Source organism: Colwellia sp., from assembly GCF_013214175.1.
Lineage (GTDB): Bacteria > Pseudomonadota > Gammaproteobacteria > Enterobacterales > Alteromonadaceae > Colwellia.
Genome location: NZ_JABSPA010000001.1, coordinates 608,619 through 627,461, shown reverse-complemented (window position 1 = coordinate 627,461; position 18,843 = coordinate 608,619). Strand labels below are relative to the sequence as shown.

The window sequence follows — 18,843 nt, the reverse complement described above, 5'->3', positions numbered from 1 at the left end:
ACATAAGTAGGCTTAGGCTAATTGCGGGTAGAATAGTAGAACAAATTAGTTACCAAATTATTGCTAAACACCCCACAGAAGCTGTTAGTATCATGAGTACTAATTGCTTCTGGACACTTTGCTTATTATGCGAAAATTCTTGCCCCTGCTGTTGTTAACTTTACCTTTTCTGGCTTCAGCCAATCCTGCTATTACTCAGGTCTCTAGTAAAACGCAAGCAACCGCCCAGCAACAGAGATCCCCCTTCGCAGCAATTATTCCCCCTTATCGGGCTACCTATACCTTATTACATAAATCAGATCCCGTCGGTACGGCAATTAGGCAGCTGAGTTACCTTGATGATAATAAAATAAAATACCATTATGAAACAGATATAAGTTGGTTGATTTTTTCTGATAGACGCAGTGAAACTGCCATAATTAAAGTAGAAAACAAACAAGTGATACCGTTGAGTTATGATTATCAACGCGAAGGAACCGGACGCGATAAATACTATAAATGGCAATATGACCTAGCGGGAAAAACGGCGACCGATGTTAAAAATAATAAAAAAATCACTTTAGATTTCACTGATGGCCTATTAGATAAACTCAGTTATCATCTACAAAATCGTATTGACTTAATTAACAGCCCGGAACAAAAGCGCTTTGTTTATCCTGTGATCAGTACTCGAGGCTCGATCAAGAACTATCAATATCTATACGATGGTGAGGAAGAACTTATACTTCCCTTTGGCTTAGTTAAAACGATTCGCTTAAAACGAGAGATTGTTGAGAAAAAACGTATCACCTACGTTTGGTTTGCCCCAGAGTTAAACTATTTAATGGTTAAACTCTATCAAGTTAAAGCCGGCGCCGAACAATTTGAAGCGCAATTATCAACATTAGAGCAATAAACAAAATCAAGCATAAAAGCAGAACAACGCTGCCTTTATGCTTGGTTTTAACCTTATCATTTACTACCCTATTTACCATTCATCTACTTCGATCGCACATTTTATTTATACATAAGCAGCAAATTCCTTACTAAAGAGCCTCGCTTGCTAACGACCTTAATCCAGTGATCACAGCTATAATCTAGCTTTGTCATTGTCATTGTCAGCAGAATTCGTTATCTGATATTTATCGCCAAAAGCCAAATTGATTTTCAAGGGATCGCCCTATCGATGATGGTCTTGCACCTAATCAAATACCAATTCCATTACCTTATTACCCACTTGTGCGGGGTAAATACGCCAAAACGGCGTTAATCTCACCCCAAAAAGCCAGCTGCTTTTCAATCTAATACATTGTTTTGGTTGGTTTTTACTGGGTACGATAAGAGAAAAAGTTATTGGGAATAGTATAAATATTTCCATGCCTAAATTCCCTGCCTACATAATTTTAATGTATACATTTTCTACCCTGGCATATCGATATTGTGTAAAAAATTTACAAATAATGCTTGAATAGCCAACACAAACGATATACTGTACGTTCATACAGTATATCTAGTTGTCACAATTTAGCACGAGGTTGAACTATGTACACCACAGATACAATGAATAGCAATGTCATAAACAATGTTATAGAAAATGCCATCAGTACTCCCGTTGCAGAGCAGACTTGGTTAAAACTAACCAATGTAGCCAACCATCAAGAATTGTCATATCACTATGCAAATATTTGTCAGCAACATAATCAAGAAAAAAAGTGGGTATTGTTTATTAACCCTGAAGAATCATCATTAGAGCAATTAGCGAAAACCCATGGTGTCGATATTTCAAAAGTGCTTTGTGTTAGTTTTAAAGGCAAAAACAAGGTGAATTACTTAGTTGATAAGAAGTCTGCACACTTAGATATTGAACAAATAAAAAATGTTTTATGCCGTGGCAACTGCTCTGCGGTTATTCTTTCAAATGCTTCTTTTAGAGCCGATGAGATCGCCGAACTGGATAGCTGTGCGCGCTTAGGAGAAACTCAATGTGTGCTACTTAAAAATCAACGTACAAATGAACTTACCAGCAATGACCATAACATTCACTAATACCTCCAGCTCATCAAAATATAATCAGGCGATAAGCTAATATGACTTATATAACTTACCGAAAATAAAAAAGCCGTATTGTTAAAAACAATACGACCTTTTTATTTACCCGCTAACCATGTAGAAACAGCTATTTTTTAGCGAACATATCGGCAAGATATTATAGCTAGAGCTAACGGTTAAATAAATTTACCTATGACTTACCATCTAACCAATAGTTCACATTACGTGATAATACCGCCATAGGCACTGCGCCATTTAACAGCACAACATCATGAAACTCGGCTAAATCAAAATTCTCACCTAAACGTTTTTCCGCTTGCTCTCTTAAACTCAATATTTTTAACATACCTAGTTTATAGCCGAGTGCTTGGCCTGGCCATGCCATATAACGTTCAATTTCAGCAATAACATCAGACTCAGCGGTACCCGTTTGCTCTGACATATAGCTAATCGCTTGCTCTCGTGTCCAGCGCTTATCATGTAGGCCAGTATCAACCACTAAACGTACCGCTCTAAATAACTCCGCTTGTAAACGACCTAAGTTGCCAAAGGGATCATTTTCATACATACCTAACTCGAAAGCGACCTGCTCTGAATAAAGCGCCCAACCCTCGGCATATGCGTTATACGGAGCGATTCTACGTAAAAAAGGTAATTCAGCTTGATCTAAATTCAACGCTATTTGCCAATGATGTCCCGGATTTGCTTCATGGTAGGTTAAGGTTTTTAAACCAAATTTAGGGTTAGCTTTCATATCACGTAAGTTAATCCAATAAATCCCCGGTTTACTACCATCAACAGCCGGTGAAGTATATTGACCGCCTGGCGCACCATCTTGTACTTCAACTGGAAAAGCTTTCACCTCAACTTGATAACTTGGTGTCGTTTTAAATACCGGAGCCATTTTTGTGGTCATTTCAGTGATATAACCATTAATATCACTTAATAACTCTTCTCGCCCTACTGTTGAATCTTCATATAAAAAGCGTGGCTCTTCATTTAATGCCACCATACGCTCGCCAACAGAGCCTTGTTTATAACCTTGCTGTTGTAAAATGGTGTCCATAGCAACGCTAATGCGAGCGACTTCACCCAAACCTAGTTGGTGTATTTCACTTGGCGTAAGTTCACTATCACCTAATTGTTTAATCGCATCTTGGTAATAATCACTGCCATTTGGCTGTGCCCATATACCTGATTCATCACGAGATTTAGCCAATAATTGTTCACTGGCTTTTTGCACCGATTGATATGCTGGATAGACCACTTGGCTGACTTTCGAGATAACTTGTTTTATTAATGCTTGCTTTTGCTCAGCATTAAGCGAGTCAATTTTGTCAACTTTATCGGCAAATACACTGACAAAAGTATGCTGCTCTGCGGGAACACTGGTAAAGCCCTTAAGGTACTTAATTGCTCCTTGTAAAGTCACTTTCGGTGGTAACCAATTTTGTCCGGCATCGGCTGCTTGTTTTTCAATAATACTATTAGCAAGACGGTCAAATGCTCCTAACCGCGCGATATAATCTAATGCTTGTTGCTCTGTGGTAATTGGCTGGTCGTTTTGCATAATACGAGGGATATCAATCAAGGGGCCATTAATTTGATTGACTATAAAGGGCGAAAGTCCCATCCAAGTATCAATAAAACCAACAGTAAAGTTTGGCTCGCCAGCAAAATATCGTGTTAACCCTGCCATCACTTGCTGGTTGTTTTTCGCGGTAATATCATCACCTTCAAGCTTAATACCCGCAATTTTATTCGATATCGATAATAACTCAGCACGTAACTTGGCTTCGTTTGCAGAGCCGTAAAGCTCCATCTTGCTGCTGACGTCTTGGCCAACATCTTGCTCGGATAAGCCATACATGGTTGCTGATAAAGCACGCTGTTTAAAGAGACTTTGCTTAGCTTGCAAATAGAGCGCCGTTAAATTTTGCTCTGCGCTAATAACGACAGCATTGTCAGCCCCTTGTGACGCTGGTGTTGATTGAGTTACTGCCACTGTATCGCTTTGTTTAACACAGGCACTTAAGCCAAGAGCTGTGACAATAGCGCTTGCCAACAAGCTGTTTTTTAGGTTCTTATTCATAGCTTCCTCTAAAATATTAATAACACTCTTTATAATTTTTGTTTTTATTGCTTTCTTTATGGTAATCATCAGACTAAATATGACTCAAAGTGATTAGAGCAAATACCGTCAAGATTGTAAACATTATACAATCCTTATTTTTTACCAAGTCACTTCCAATCGTACAAAAAACATACTGATATATTTGGGGCTCGCATGATATTTCTGATATAATCCCGCGCCCGCTATTTTCATAGTGCTGTTTCACAGTACACGGGCGGCACAGTCATTTGGTGACATAGTAATTTTAGAATTGGTTAACCCCAACGGGAATGGTGATATGGCTTCAGTAAAAAAACAAATAATTTCGAAATCACAGCAAGGATTATTTGATTATCCAAAGTACTGGGCTGAGTGCTACGGCACAGCGCCATTCTTACCTATGTCACGCAAAGAAATGGACATACTAGGCTGGGACAGTTGTGACATTATTATTGTCACCGGTGATGCTTATGTAGATCACCCAAGTTTTGGTATGGCTATTATTGGCCGTATGCTTGAAGCGCAAGGTTTTAGAGTGGGTATAATTGCACAACCCGCATGGCATTCAAAAGACGCCTTCATGGAATTAGGCAAACCTAATTTATTTTTTGGCGTTACTGCCGGTAATATGGATTCCATGATCAATCGATATACTGCCGAGCGAAGAATGCGTCATGATGATGCCTATACACCGAATGATGAAGGCGGTAAGCGTCCAGATCGCGCAGTGACTGCATATACTCAGCGCTGTAAAGAAGCCTTTAAAGGTGTACCTGTTATTATTGGCGGAATTGAAGCCAGTTTACGCCGAATAGCCCACTATGATTACTGGTCAGATAAAGTTCGTCGCTCAGTATTATTTGATTCAAAAGCCGATTTATTAATCTTTGGCAATGCAGAGCGGCCATTAGTTGAAATTGCCCACCGTATTGCTCGTGGTGAAGATGTTAAAAATATCACCGATGTTCGTGGCAGTGCTTTCTTAACCAACCAGGCTCTGCCAGGCTGGAAAGGCATAGATTCCCGTGATATCGACCGTCCGGGTAAAATTGATGCCATTCTTAGCCCTTACACAGAAATTACGCCAGAAAGCTGTAGTGATAACGAAGCACAATCGGCCGCAGAAGATCAGGCTAAAGACGTTACTAAAACGGCTCAGCCTATTGTAATGGCGGACTACCGTAATAAAACATGGGAACAAAAAGCTAAACCTTGGGAAACCACTTACATTAATTTACCGACATTTGAGCAGGTAAAAGATAACAAGGTTCTGTATGCGCATGCATCACGTATTTTTCATCAAGAAGTTAACCCTACTTCAGCTAAGCCGTTAGTACAGAGTCACGGCACACGACTAATTTGGTTAAATCCACCGGCGAAACCGCTGTCAACAGCGGAAATGGATGGCGTATTTGATCTTGAATATAAACGAGTACCACACCCAAGTTATGGTAAAGCCAAGATCCCAGCATATGACATGATAAAAACATCGATTAATATCATGCGCGGTTGTTTTGGTGGTTGTACTTTCTGCTCAATTACCGAGCATGAAGGCCGCATTATTCAAAGTCGCTCCCATGAATCGATCATCAAAGAAATAGAAGATATTAGAGAAAAAGTACCAGGTTTTACTGGTGTGATATCAGATCTTGGTGGTCCAACGGCGAATATGTATCAGCTCAATTGTAAAAGTGAAAAAGCCGAAGCGACTTGTCGTAAGCCTTCATGTGTCTGGCCAACTATTTGTGGCCACTTAGATACCGATCATACCCCAACCATCGAGCTTTACCGTAAAGCGCGTAAAGTTAAAGGCATTAAAAAGGTGTTGATCGCTTCAGGTGTTCGTTACGATTTAGCCATAGAGCATCCTGAATATATTCAAGAATTAGCCACCCATCATGTTGGCGGTTATTTAAAAATTGCTCCAGAGCATACCGAACAAGGCCCGCTTGATAAGATGATGAAACCAGGCATGGGCAGCTATGACAAATTTAAAGAAATGTTTGACCATTATTCTAAACTTGCTGGCAAGAAACAGTACTTGATCCCTTACTTTATCTCTGCTCACCCAGGCACCACTGACAGAGATATGGTTAATTTAGCGCTATGGCTAAAAGACAATGATTTTAAGTTAGATCAGGTACAAAACTTTTATCCTTCACCATTAGCTAATGCGACCACCTTGTATCATACCGAGTTGAACTCGTTGCGCAACGTGACCAGCAAAAACTTAGCTAAGGAAGGTGGTCGAATAACCGTACCTAAAGGCACCATTCAACGACGTTTACACAAAGCCATACTACGTTATCATGATCCCCTAAACTGGGCACAGATTCGTCAAGCGTTAACCAAAATGGGCTTAACTAAACTGATTGGCTCAGGGCCAAACTGTTTAGTACCAAGAGAAACACGTAATGAGCAGAATTTAGCCAATAAAAACAGACAAGGTAAGAATAACTCGCAAGGCTTTAAAAGTAGCCCAGGTCAGAATAGATCTAAACCGGGACAAGGCAATGGTAAGGGTAAGAGAACGCCAATGCACAAAAAAGGTTTGACGCGTTTTTCAGACGATCAATTTTCCGATAGAAAAAAGCATAACTAAGTCTAACTTACCGAAAATGAAGTAGATAATCATTAATACAGGTTACCTACTTCATTTGTTAACCAAAATTCAAGTTTTTCTGCTAGTAGTTGCGGGTTAATTGGTTTAGCTAAATAATCATTCATCCCTGCATCTAAACATTTTTTCTGATCACCTTGCATGGTGTTAGCTGTCATGGCAATTATGCTCACTTGATTAAAGCGCCGATATTTTTCATCTGTTCGAATGGCTTGTGTTGCCTGATAGCCGTCCATCTCCGGCATTTGGCAATCCATTAAAACTAACTCATATGGCTCAGAGAGTTCACTCTGCAATAATAACTCTAATGCATGCACGCCATTTTTAGCGACATCGGCGTTAAAACCAAATTTACGTAGCAAGCCGAGCGCAACCTCTTGATTAATCCTATTATCTTCAACCAAGAGAATTTTTGCTTGTTTATTGTTTTTATGCGTTATGTTACTTATTAAGGGGGCAATCGCTAAATCACCATTCGCTAACTTAGTGCATTCTTGTGACAGTACATTAGTTAATACGTTATAAAGCATTGAGGGACTCATAGGCTTAGCTAAGTGGTGAGTATTTTCATCATTGCTTAATGCCAAAAGTCCGTTATTTTTTTCAATACAGCTATGATTCATGGATGTCAGCAAAATAATAGGCACAGCTTTTGACCTTAGCTTATTATTTATCAACAACAAATGGGCAATACAATCTAGCGCAGCTTTATCTAAATTGCTATCTAGCATAATGACGGAGAAGTCGTGATTCTTAATTTTATCACAGATGGCGATAACTTCATCTGAGGCTGTTTTTATCACCACATTTAGCCCCCACAGCTGTAATTGTTTACTAATAATTTTAGCGCTATTTTCATTACTATCAATGAGTAATATCGGTTTTTCGGTAAAGGCCTTGAAAGGTTTTGTTGATAGTGTGCTTTTATCTAAACTCAGGTAAAAAGTAAACTGGCTGCCCAGCCCCAGCTGACTATTAACGTTTATATCTCCCCCCATAAGCTGGCACAGTTGTTTAACGATAGTTAATCCTAAGCCAGTTCCGCCATACTCTCTCGTTGTTGAGGCATCAACTTGAGTAAAAGCAGTAAATAAATCAGCACATTTTTTCGCCGGGATACCTATGCCAGTATCAGCTATAACTACCGCTAACTTAAATTGACTTGAACTTTTCTCTTCCATGGTCACAGTGATATTAATTTCACCTTGTTCGGTGAACTTAATCGCATTACTGAGTAAATTAGTAATTATTTGCTTCAACCGGCTAGGGTCACCCATCACAAAATTTTCTGTCAAACCTGTGGTATCAACAATAATCTCAATATTCTTGTCTTGTGCTTGAATAGCCATGGCTTGTATTGTTTCAATTATGCTGTCTGGCAGATTAAAAGCTATTTTTTCAATCTCAAGTTTACCGGCTTCTATTTTGGAAAAGTCTAATATATCGTTAATTAGATGCAATAATATTTCCGCGCTAACCCGAGCAAGTTTAGAAAAATGGCGTTGAGTTTTACTTAACTGAGTATCCGCTAATAACGTTAGCATACCGAGCACACCATTAATTGGCGTTCTTATTTCGTGGCTCATGTTAGCAAGAAACTCAGATTTAGAGCGGCTTGCTATTTCTGCCTTTTGCTGCTGAATCTTATTGTCATCCGCTAGTTTTTGTAGCGTTTTCTCCTTTTTCACCATATGAGTAACATTAACAATAACGATTTGGCAAAGAGGGCTTGATGACTCTATAGCAATTTTTTTAACACTAATTTGCTGTTGAATTAAAAACTTTTCATCTCCGAAAAAATTATTTTGATAAAGCGGTAAAGGTGCTGGGTTAAAGGTATGTGATAGTCTTGCGGGTAAACCCAATGACAAAGCAGACTCACAGGCATCACTCAAACGAGAGTCTTGATACTGTGTGAATACTGCCCCTAAATATTTACCTTCATGGTCAGCTAAGTTCTTGCCTGAATAATCACTTAGCCATTGATTAAAAAAAACTAGTTTTTGCTGTTCATCAATGATAACTATGCCAACAGAAAGTTGGTTTAAAGAAGCAAAAAGTATGTCACTAGTTAAGTTTGCCATGTAATCACCTTAGCTTTTGACGGTATTGGTGATTCCAAAAACAAACTTACGCACTGATTCTTGAAAAATTTCCAGTGAGGTTATATCCATAATAAAGGAGATATGACCGGCAATATTTTCACTGGGCAGCGAAAATTTCACTTTTATATACAGTGACCAATCATGCTCACTGCTATAGGTGAAAATTTTATTTAAGTTACCTTGAATAAACTCGGGCATTTCAATTGAAATAGACGCTTGTAAAAAGTTAATCACGGTACCAAAACAAGCATTTAAAATAACATTCCCTATTTCAACTAAAGAATCTTGCTCTAACTCGGATAAGTCTTCAATGGGTATTTTATTGCCAAGTAATAATCTCACCAGTTGTAAGCCATTCTCTTTACTAAACATTAATAAAGCTTGCCCTTGAAAGTCACCCGAAAATCGTTGAGTAACTGCACTAATTTCCATCGCTGTATCCAAATCAAGTTTATGTTTGGCCTGCTTATTAGGCAATATTTCAATTTCAGGAATAGTTAAATCAACCGTTTGAGAAACCATTTGATTCAATGACTTAGCAGCACGGCCAATGCCAATATTAAAAATTTCCGTTAAGGCATCTATTTCAAGGGGGGTCAATTTATCAGGCATATAATAATTACTCGTTTGTGACTCTAACGGCTAGCTTTGTAAAAACGTTGCGATAACCTCTTCATCGATCGGCTTATTCATAAAAGTTACTCCCGCAGCTAATGCTTGAGCTTTGATTTCATCTTGAATATTTGCTGTCAGTAAGACTACTTTGGGAATGGTCAGTTTTGCTGCTAAGGCACTAATTAATTCAAGTCCCGTCATACCCGGCATATTGTAATCAACGAAAGCTACATCAATGACCTTACCTTCAGCCACCTTATCAAGTGCTTGTGCTCCATTGCCTGCCTCGATTATGTCTACCCCTTGCACATGGGATTCTATAATTGTTTTTATCATCATGCGTGAAACTATGCTGTCATCAACTACTAATATTGTTTTACTCATTGCGCCGCCTAAAAGTTAACCCACTGAAGATCATAAAGTTGCTAGAAAGCTTATGCAGGGACTTGGCTTTTATCAAGCTAATCAACAAAAATAGCTTGATTAGCCATAAAGATAAAAGACTTATAGTGAGAGTTATTGCAAATGACTTATTTCCTTGCAGATAAAACACGAACCACTTTTATACGACTTGGCCTTAGGTAAACCAGACAAAACATCGATAAATAAAGCTGCTGCTGTTTTCAGCGGTTAGTGCATCAATAAGTCCATTGACTTCACCCGTTAATAACACCGCTTTTTCGTGGCTAGGATCAGGATTTTCTTGGCTTTGGATAAAGGCTTTTAATTCTTTTACTTTGAGCACAATTTTACTGGTGAGCCATGTTGCTTTATCTGAAGATATCTTTAGTCCGACGTCCTTAGCAACATTGATAAAACGAGTTTGGCTATAAATCCCAGCTAACCTGAACGGCTTCGAGCTAATAGCAAAAAATACAAATAGGCCTAAATATAAAAATTTTATCAGTGCTTTCATAATACTACCTCTTATTCAATTTAGAAGTGAAAATATCCTCCCTGAAAGCATTTTTTATCCATCTATTTAGTATATGTGAATATGTTATTTTTGCTGAGATAGCCCTACTCTTAAATTGGCCTATTGGACTTAGCTAAGTTCGAAATTATCGTATGCGACTTTTCAACACTAGTGTATAATCGCGCGCATAACTTGTCCGGTAACTACATCTTGTTCGGTAGCTATCGGTAAATTTACTGACACATTTGACCCAGTAAACCTCAACATTCGACGGAACACATATGCTAACAGCTAATAATATAACCCAACAATTTGGCGCTAAGCCATTGTTTGAAAACATCTCACAAAAATTTGGTGGCGGTAATCGTTACGGTTTAATTGGCGCCAATGGTTGTGGTAAATCTACCTTTATGAAAATTTTAGGTGGTGATTTAGAGCAAACAGGTGGCAATGTTACTCTTGATACCGGTGAACGTTTAGGTAAATTACGTCAAGACCAATTCGCTTTTGAAGATAACAGTGTTATTGATACAGTTATCATGGGTCATACCGAACTTTGGGCGGTAAAAGAAGAACGCGACAGTATTTATGCTTTACCTGAAATGAGCGAAGCCGATGGTATGAAAGTTGGCGATTTAGAGTCTGAATATGCCGAAATGGATGGTTACAGCGCAGAAGCTCGTGCTGGTGAGTTGTTAATTGGTGTTGGTATCCCCGTTGAGCAACATTACGGTTTAATGAGCGAAATAGCGCCTGGTTTTAAGTTACGTATATTACTTGCACAAGCACTGTTTTCAAATCCTGATATTTTGTTACTCGATGAGCCAACCAACAACTTGGATATTCACACTATCCAATGGTTAGAAGAAACGTTAAATGAACGTAATTCAACCATGATCATCATTTCTCATGATAGACATTTTTTGAACAGTGTTTGTACCCATATGGCCGATTTAGATTACGGTGAGCTACGTGTTTTCCCAGGTAACTATGACGAATACATGTTGGCGGCAACACAAGCAAGAGCACGTTTATTATCAGATAACGCTAAGAAAAAAGCACAAATTGGCGAACTGCAAGCCTTCGTGGCGCGTTTCTCTGCTAACGCTTCAAAAGCGAAACAAGCCACTTCTCGTGCTAAGCGCATTGATAAAATTCAGTTAGAAGAAGTGAAAGCATCAAGTCGTAGTAACCCGTTTATTCGTTTTGAGCAAGAAAAGAAATTATTCCGTAATGCCTTAGTAGTTGAAAAGTTAAATAAAAGCTTTGATGGTAATCATATCCTTAAAGATCTTTCAGCCCTAATTGAAGTAGGTGAACGCATCGCCATTATTGGTGAAAATGGTATTGGCAAAACTACCTTTTTACGCACCTTAATGAACGAAGTAGCCTATGAGCAAGATTCAGGTGAGTTTACTTGGTCTGAAAATGTCAATATTGGTTATTACGCGCAAGATCATGAATTTGAGTTTGAAAATGACATGACCTTATTTGACTGGATGAGCCAGTGGCGCCAACCAACCGATGACGAGCAAGCGATTCGCGGTTATTTAGGACGTTTACTTTTCTCATCTGATGACATTAAAAAGTCAATTAAAGTGTTATCAGGTGGTGAAAAAGGTCGGATGTTATTTGGTAAGCTAATGATGCAACAGCCTAATATTTTGCTGCTTGATGAACCAACCAACCACATGGACATGGAATCAATTGAATCCTTAAATATGGCGTTAGAGCAATACGAGGGTACACTGTTATTCGTGAGCCATGACCGAGAGTTTGTTTCAACTATCGCCACTCGTATTATTGAATTAACCAAAGACGGTTATATCGACTTTGCCGGTACTTATGATGAGTACTTAGCTAGCCAAGCATAAGCTAAGCTATAAACTAAATATTGCTAACGGCTATCAACATCATAACTTGATAGCCGTTTTTATTTTCTTGTTTAACATGATATCCATTACCTCCCTACTTTAAGGAATTACCTTGCTTAGTTATCGTCACGCTTTTCATGCTGGCAATTTTGCCGATGTACTCAAACACAGTGTTTTATCACTGATACTTGATTATATGACTCGTAAAGAAAAAGGCTTTTGTTATATCGATAGTCACTCTGGGGCTGGTATGTATCAATTGGCTGATGAGTATGCACAAAAAACCGGTGAGTATAAAGACGGTATTGCCAAGATTATGAACGATGAAGATGCCCCTGAGTCACTTGAACCGTATTTATCACTAATCAACAGCCTTAACCTAAACCCTAGCGATGATGAACTTGAGGTTTATCCCGGCTCTCCTGGCATAGCTAAAGCCTTTGTTCGTCGTCAAGACTCTAGTCACCTTTTTGAATTACACCCAACTGATATTCAGCACTTAGAAGATTTTTGTCAGCGTTGGCGTAAAGTATTTGTTAAGCAGTCCGATGGCTATAAAGGTGTGCTTGGTTTATTACCACCACCAAGTCGCCGTGGTGTAGTACTTATTGATCCGCCTTATGAGCTTAAAGAAGATTATCAAAAAGCGGTAAAAACCATCATTAAGGCCTATAGCAAATTTTCTACTGGCACTTACATTCTTTGGTACCCGGTTGTTAAGCGTGAGCTAGTTGAAGAAATGCAGCAAGCATTCAAAGCCAGTGCGATTAAAAATGTACTGCAAGTTGAGTTTTGCATGGCCGCTGATACTGACGAATACGGCATGACCGGCACAGGTTTGTTTATCGTTAACCCGCCATGGCAATTAACAGAACAACTTGAAGAAATATTACCGTATATGAAGGCTAAACTTGGCACTGATGCGACAAGTTATACCCTCTCTCAGTTAATCGCTGAGTAGTAGACTACAACAGTAAACAGTAGTGCCCGTACACGTGTTTACTCGGTTTGAGTTCAGCTTTTAAATAGGCCTGAACTCAAACCGAAACTCGAAATAACTCAAATTAAGTAAAGTTAAAACCTTCCCAAACTCCTTCATTAACGTAATCTAAATAACACCTTTAAAAGTCAATAAGCTCGCTGAGCGTTAACTTAATGAGCTCGACTCTGGTGAAACTCCGGCGCTTTCAATATAAAGAAATCATCAACATAAAACTGCTCAGCACTACTTGCTTGCCACCAGTGTTGCCACGATTCATCAAGTTCATTCTCATTTGATGATGGGTCAATTAAAGCATTTTCTGATAGCGCCGCAACAAGGCTGCCCATCGACATTTGCATACCATAAGGTGAGCGCCTTTTTATCATTTGCGGAACAAGTTTCGCAGGGTCGTCCAAACCCATACTGCCAACCAACTCATAAAAGCTTGCTAAGGTATTATTGTGGAAGTTTTTCACGCGATCACTTTTACTATCAACATCAATGGCCTTTGCACGCGCGGGATCTTGAGTTGCCACACCTGTTGGGCAAAGGTTGGTATTACAATGTCTTGATTGAATACAACCTATAGCCATCATCATAGTTCTTGCGGCATTAACGACATCAGCGCCGGCAGCAATTTTTGCCAGTAAATCAAAACTCGATGCGGTTTTACCTGAAGCAATAATTTTTATTTTATGCCGAAGCCCAACACCAACCAAGGCGCTGTTTACTATGCTTATACCCTCTAAACAAATTAACCCTAAGCGGTTAGTAAATTCAACCGGCGCAGCGCCTGTTCCGCCTTCAGCGCCATCAACGGTGATAAAATCAGGGGTAATGCCTGTTTCGAGCATAGCTTTACAAATACTTAAAAATTCGGCCGGATTACCAATACATAATTTAAAGCCAATAGGTTTACCACCACTTAAACTACGTAACCTTTCTATAAAAGCTAACAGGTCTTTTGGCGAAGTACATTCAGGGTTAACCGCGGGCGAGATACAATCCTGATCTTTTGATATATGCCTAATGCGAGCAATTTCATCGGTAATTTTGGCTTTAGGCAGTACACCGCCATGACCTGGTTTGGCGCCCTGACTCAGCTTTATTTCGATCATTTTAACTTGCGGTAGCTTAGCTGTTTTTTCAAAGCTAGCCGGGTTAAATCGCCCCTGCTCATCACGGCAACCGAAAAGCCCTGTTCCAAGTTGCCAAACAATATCACCACCATGTTTTAAATGATAAGGACTCGCCGCGCCTTCACCGGTATTGTGATAACAACCGGCTTTTTTAGCACCTAAATTAAGCGCTTCAATGGCATTGGTACTTAACGAGCCAAAGCTCATCGCCGAAATATTCAAATATGATGCTGAGTAGGGTTGCTTGCAGCTATCACCGCCAATAAGTATACGTTTAGCACTCTCTTTTATATGAGTAGGCGATAATGAATGCCATAAACTTAAGTAGTTATCTTCAACGAGATCACGTTGGGTACCAAACGCTATAGTATCACGGACGTTTTTCGCACGTTGGTAAACTAAGGTACGTTGTTCACGGTTAAAAGGACGCTCTTCAGTGTCATTAGCAATAAAATATTGCTGAATTTCAACGCGGTAAGATTCAAGAAAATAACGCAGATATGCCACTACCGGGTAAAGACGGTTCAGGCTGTGCCGACTATAGAAAACATCATAAATGCCAATAATGCTATAGAGAAATGTGGTGATTAATAAAGCAAAACTCACTGCACTTTGGCTGAGCATGAAGAAATAGCCTGCTGACAGATTACCTAGGCTAACAATTAGCCAAAGAGCTTTTTGCATTATGGTCATAAAACATCCCTATAAAATTTATAATTATTATATTAATCAAACACATTTATCATACCTAACTATCAAATATCTTGTTAGTAATAACTTATCATTTTCATCAATATGATAGTTTCAGTGACTCTGCCAGTCACTCTATAGTCAAATTATGGCCATAAAAAAAGGCAACGCTAGGTTGCCTTTTTATTCATTAGTTAATGTGTTTTTTTAACGCTGAAGTGCTAATCCTGTTCTTTTTTAGCCGAATTTTCAATTTGCTCAGGTGTTAACGCTTTCTTACGCTTAATAATTTTCATTGCGCCAAAATCTTCTATATCAAGGAAAGTTTTCTTAATAACTTTTCTGGGTTTACTCGCAACCACTTTGTTATCTTTAGTAGTATCAACTTTAACTTTAACCACTTTTTCTTTTTTCGGTTTTAAGCCTTTAAACTTAACCTTAAACCCGGCAACTTTAGTAAAGCTTATTTTTTGCTGCAAGAAAGCTTCAACGTTTTTAAAGCTTAACCAATCATTAGGACCTACTAATGAAATGGCATCACCTTTAGTGCCAGCTCGACCCGTACGACCAATGCGATGGACAAACTCTTCCGCATGTTTTGGCATATCAAAGTTAATTACGTGGGATACATTGATTAAATCAAGGCCACGTGAAGCTAAATCTGTGGTTACTAATATTTTATGTTGGCCTTTAGCAAAGCTGTCCATAATTTGATTACGCTGACCTTGGTTTAAGTCACCACTTAAAGCAACGGCATTAAGCTCTTGCTCGGTAAGCAACTTAGCTAAACGGTCAGTATCACTACGGGTAGCAGTGAAAATAATAATTTGCTTCGATGTTTCAGTGGTTAAGAAATGCTGCAAAAGTACTTCTTTTTGACTGAGATTGTCTGCTAAAAAGAAACGTTTGGTAATATCTTCATGTTCGGTATGAGCCGATGCTATGGCAATACGTTTCGGTTTGGTCAGTAACTCTTTGGCAAAATCATTCACTTGCGCATGGTCTAAGGTTGCTGAAAACAGTAACGTTTGACGTTTACGGTGATCGGCAGCATTATTTATTTGCGTGAGCTGTTTACTAAAACCTAAATCAAGCATACGATCAGCTTCATCTAAAATGAGTAGCTCTAAGCCATTTAAATAAAAGTGACCTTGTTTTAAATGATCCGCTAAACGACCCGGTGTCGCAACAATAAAATGCGGGTCTTTTTCTAACACTTTCACTTGGTCGTTAAAGTTTTCACCACCTAAAATCAATACTGCTTTAAATTGGGTATTGGCGGTAAATAAACGTAATTGACTAAACACTTGTTTCGCTAATTCACGTGTCGGCGTTAAAATAACCACACGAGGATCACGCTTAGATAAAGCGCGGTTTTTACTTAACCTTTGTATCGCCGGTAGGATAAAAGCTAAGGTTTTACCTGAGCCGGTTTTCGACGAGGCGATCAAGTCATGCCCCGCCATTGCCGCAGGAATAGCCTGTTGCTGAATTTGTGTTGGCGCGCTAAAACCAAGATGATTAACCGTATCTATTAAACATCTGTCTAAACCAAAATCACTAAATTGCACTAGGTGTACTCCTAAACGTATCTAACATGGATAAAATTTTCATTAACTCGCAGCAATTCTTGCTTCGACTACAACTAAGGCTTGGTCAATTCTTTCTAATACTTTCTTTTGATCTAATAAGGCCAAAGTAATATCAAGTGATGGTGAGTTACCGCCACCTGTTGCCGCTACACGAAGTGGCATACCTACTTTCCCCATACCAAGCTCTAACTCAGTTGCAGTATCATTAATTGCCGCATGAATAGGCTCTGGTGACCAATCAGTTAATGCGGCTAGTTTTTGTTTAACTAACATCATTGGCTCTTTAACTACTGGGCGTAAATGCTTTTTAACGGCTTTGGCATCAAGCTCGGTAAAGTCTTCATAGAAATAACGTGATATTTGCGCCATTTCTTTCAAAGTTTTAACTCGGTCAGCTTGAATTTTAACTACTTCGCTAAGCGCTGGTCCATTAGTAGTATCTATACCTTGGTCTTTCATGTGCCAGGCAAGGTGCTCAGCAACATATTCAGGGTCCATGGTTTTCATGTAATGCTGATTAACCCAAATAAGTTTATCTGTATTAAAACCAGACGCTGCGCGGTTACAGTCTTTTAAGTCAAATAACTCAATCATCTCTTCACGAGAGAAGATTTCTTTATCGCCATGTGACCAGCCTAAACGTACTAAGTAGTTTAGAAGCGCTTCAGGTAAATAACCATCATCGCGATATTGCATAACACCTACAGCGCCATGACGTTTTGATAAACGTTTACCATCATCACCTAAAATCATCGGGATATGAGCATATTCAGGGATATCAGCACCTAAGGCATTAAGGATATTAATTTGCTTAGGCGTATTACTAATATGATCATCACCACGGACAACGTGTGAAACTTTCATATCCCAGTCATCAACCACAACCGTTAAGTTATAAGTAGGAGTGCCGTCAGAGCGAGCGATGATTAAATCATCTAACTGCTCATTGCTAATGGTAATATCGCCTTTAACCATATCTTTGATAACAACATCGCCATCTAATGGGTTTTTAAAACGAATAACAAAAGGTTTATCTGTGGGGTGATCGGTACGGTCACGCCATAGACCATTGTATTTTTCAATACCGCCTTTTGCTTTCGCTTCTTCACGCATAACATCAACTTCTTCCGCTGTGCTGTAACAGCGATACGCATTACCCGATGCCAATAATTGTTCGATAACTTCTTTATAACGATCAAAGCATTTTGTTTGAAAGTAAGGACCATGAGTCCAATCAAGGTTCAACCAATTCATACCATCCATAATGGCATCAACTGATGCCTGGGTAGAGCGCTCTAAATCGGTATCTTCTATACGAAGAATAAAATTACCACCATTTTTCTTGGCATATAACCAGCTATACAAGGCAGTACGGGCACCACCAACATGTAAATAACCTGTTGGGCTTGGAGCAAAACGTGTCGTTAAAGTCATAAGAGTCTCTACAAGGTGTCACTAATAACGCTTATTTGGCGGCATTAGGAGTATGAATCAATAAATTGACGGCATTTTAGCATTGCGCCTTAGACAATTCATCACTTTGCTGTAATTAAATGATGTTATCGGTCAAGGGTATAGTGCGGGATATAAATGATAGTTCTGTGCGCAAGAAACTTTGATCTTTAATGAGTAATACCAATTTCATTAAGTTTGTGATCTTGTTGCGCGCAGGAAAAATAAATCAGGGCAAGGCGCTTGATTGAGTAATAGCTAGCTATTAGGATTGAGAGCAACGCCGCCTTGGGGTATTTTAACCAGCACAAGTGGGCAATAATTTAATGAAATTGGTATAATTATGATTTATAAATTATAGGTTTAGATATTTGCTGGCGGTTTATTGATAATCTCAGGCTCGAGCCAGTGAAATGGTTCGGATTGTAACTGATGAAATTTATAGCTTAGATTTATCTAAATGATAATTAAGATGAGTTTAATGAAATAGATTTTTAGCTTTATAAGAATTATTTAGGTATTCAAAGATGGTGGACGATACAGGGCTTGAACAAGTGATATGGCGCGGGGTGTAAAAGGTAGAAGGTGCTTTAATAACTAAGTTATATCTAAAATATACAAGGAAGATAATTGAACATAAAAAGTGGTGGACGATACTGGGCTTGAACCAGTGACCCCCGCCTTGTAAGGGCGGTGCTCTCCCAACTGAGCTAATCG

The 18,843-nt window shown here is 39.0% G+C and carries 14 protein-coding genes; 5 read left to right on the top strand and 9 right to left on the bottom strand.

Features of this window, described 5'->3' with window-relative positions:
* Positions 1 to 127: 127 nt before the first annotated feature.
* Complete coding sequence (locus HRT55_RS02675) at positions 128 to 895, top strand: DUF3108 domain-containing protein (RefSeq protein WP_291618605.1); 768 nt, start codon at positions 128 to 130, stop codon at positions 893 to 895.
* A 285-nt stretch (positions 896 to 1,180) separates the two neighbouring features.
* Here HRT55_RS02675 and HRT55_RS02670 read toward each other — a convergent pair whose 3' ends face one another.
* Positions 1,181 to 1,357 (bottom strand): hypothetical protein, encoded by a 177-nt coding sequence (locus HRT55_RS02670; RefSeq protein ID WP_291618603.1) that lies wholly within the window; start codon positions 1,355 to 1,357, stop codon positions 1,181 to 1,183.
* A 164-nt stretch (positions 1,358 to 1,521) separates the two neighbouring features.
* Here HRT55_RS02670 and HRT55_RS02665 point away from each other — a divergent pair, with 164 nt between their 5' ends.
* On the top strand, positions 1,522 to 2,025 hold the full coding sequence (locus HRT55_RS02665; protein WP_291618601.1) for a hypothetical protein: 504 nt from the start codon (positions 1,522 to 1,524) through the stop codon (positions 2,023 to 2,025).
* Positions 2,026 to 2,218: 193 nt separating this feature from the next.
* On the opposite strand, the gene HRT55_RS02660 is transcribed toward HRT55_RS02665, so the two are convergent.
* On the bottom strand, positions 2,219 to 4,120 hold the full coding sequence (locus tag HRT55_RS02660; protein WP_291618599.1) for a DUF885 family protein: 1,902 nt from the start codon (positions 4,118 to 4,120) through the stop codon (positions 2,219 to 2,221).
* 319 nt (positions 4,121 to 4,439) lie between these two features.
* Here HRT55_RS02660 and HRT55_RS02655 point away from each other — a divergent pair, with 319 nt between their 5' ends.
* Positions 4,440 to 6,743 (top strand): YgiQ family radical SAM protein, encoded by a 2,304-nt coding sequence (locus HRT55_RS02655; protein ID WP_291618597.1) that lies wholly within the window; start codon positions 4,440 to 4,442, stop codon positions 6,741 to 6,743.
* Between the two features lie 32 nt (positions 6,744 to 6,775).
* Here the strand turns inward: HRT55_RS02655 and HRT55_RS02650 are convergent, their stop codons facing one another.
* The 4 genes from HRT55_RS02650 to HRT55_RS02635 form a co-directional block, all read right to left on the bottom strand.
* Positions 6,776 to 8,845, bottom strand: coding sequence for a response regulator (locus HRT55_RS02650; RefSeq protein WP_291618595.1), 2,070 nt, complete (start codon positions 8,843 to 8,845; stop codon positions 6,776 to 6,778).
* Between the two features lie 9 nt (positions 8,846 to 8,854).
* Positions 8,855 to 9,478, bottom strand: coding sequence for a chemotaxis protein CheX (locus HRT55_RS02645; protein WP_291618593.1), 624 nt, complete (start codon positions 9,476 to 9,478; stop codon positions 8,855 to 8,857).
* A 30-nt stretch (positions 9,479 to 9,508) separates the two neighbouring features.
* Positions 9,509 to 9,865 (bottom strand): response regulator, encoded by a 357-nt coding sequence (locus HRT55_RS02640; protein ID WP_291618592.1) that lies wholly within the window; start codon positions 9,863 to 9,865, stop codon positions 9,509 to 9,511.
* Between the two features lie 193 nt (positions 9,866 to 10,058).
* Entirely contained in the window at positions 10,059 to 10,397 is a 339-nt protein-coding gene (locus tag HRT55_RS02635) for a hypothetical protein (RefSeq protein ID WP_291618590.1), read from the bottom strand.
* A 281-nt stretch (positions 10,398 to 10,678) separates the two neighbouring features.
* Here HRT55_RS02635 and HRT55_RS02630 point away from each other — a divergent pair, with 281 nt between their 5' ends.
* Together HRT55_RS02630 and HRT55_RS02625 are read left to right on the top strand one after the other, a co-directional pair.
* Complete coding sequence (locus tag HRT55_RS02630; RefSeq protein ID WP_291618588.1) at positions 10,679 to 12,271, top strand: ABC-F family ATPase; 1,593 nt, start codon at positions 10,679 to 10,681, stop codon at positions 12,269 to 12,271.
* A 112-nt stretch (positions 12,272 to 12,383) separates the two neighbouring features.
* On the top strand, positions 12,384 to 13,232 hold the full coding sequence (locus HRT55_RS02625) for a 23S rRNA (adenine(2030)-N(6))-methyltransferase RlmJ (protein WP_291618586.1): 849 nt from the start codon (positions 12,384 to 12,386) through the stop codon (positions 13,230 to 13,232).
* A 191-nt stretch (positions 13,233 to 13,423) separates the two neighbouring features.
* Here HRT55_RS02625 and HRT55_RS02620 read toward each other — a convergent pair whose 3' ends face one another.
* The 3 genes from HRT55_RS02620 to gltX all read right to left on the bottom strand — a co-directional run bounded on the left by HRT55_RS02620 (position 13,424) and on the right by gltX (position 18,108).
* Positions 13,424 to 15,085 carry an FMN-binding glutamate synthase family protein gene (locus HRT55_RS02620; protein ID WP_291618584.1) on the bottom strand — a complete coding sequence of 554 codons (1,662 nt, stop codon included), beginning with the start codon at positions 15,083 to 15,085 and terminating at the stop codon, positions 13,424 to 13,426.
* A gap of 218 nt (positions 15,086 to 15,303) precedes the next feature.
* On the bottom strand, positions 15,304 to 16,653 hold the full coding sequence (locus tag HRT55_RS02615; RefSeq protein WP_291618582.1) for a DEAD/DEAH box helicase: 1,350 nt from the start codon (positions 16,651 to 16,653) through the stop codon (positions 15,304 to 15,306).
* A 42-nt stretch (positions 16,654 to 16,695) separates the two neighbouring features.
* Positions 16,696 to 18,108 (bottom strand): glutamate--tRNA ligase, encoded by a 1,413-nt coding sequence (gene gltX, locus HRT55_RS02610; RefSeq protein WP_291618580.1) that lies wholly within the window; start codon positions 18,106 to 18,108, stop codon positions 16,696 to 16,698.
* Positions 18,109 to 18,843 lie beyond the last annotated feature (735 nt).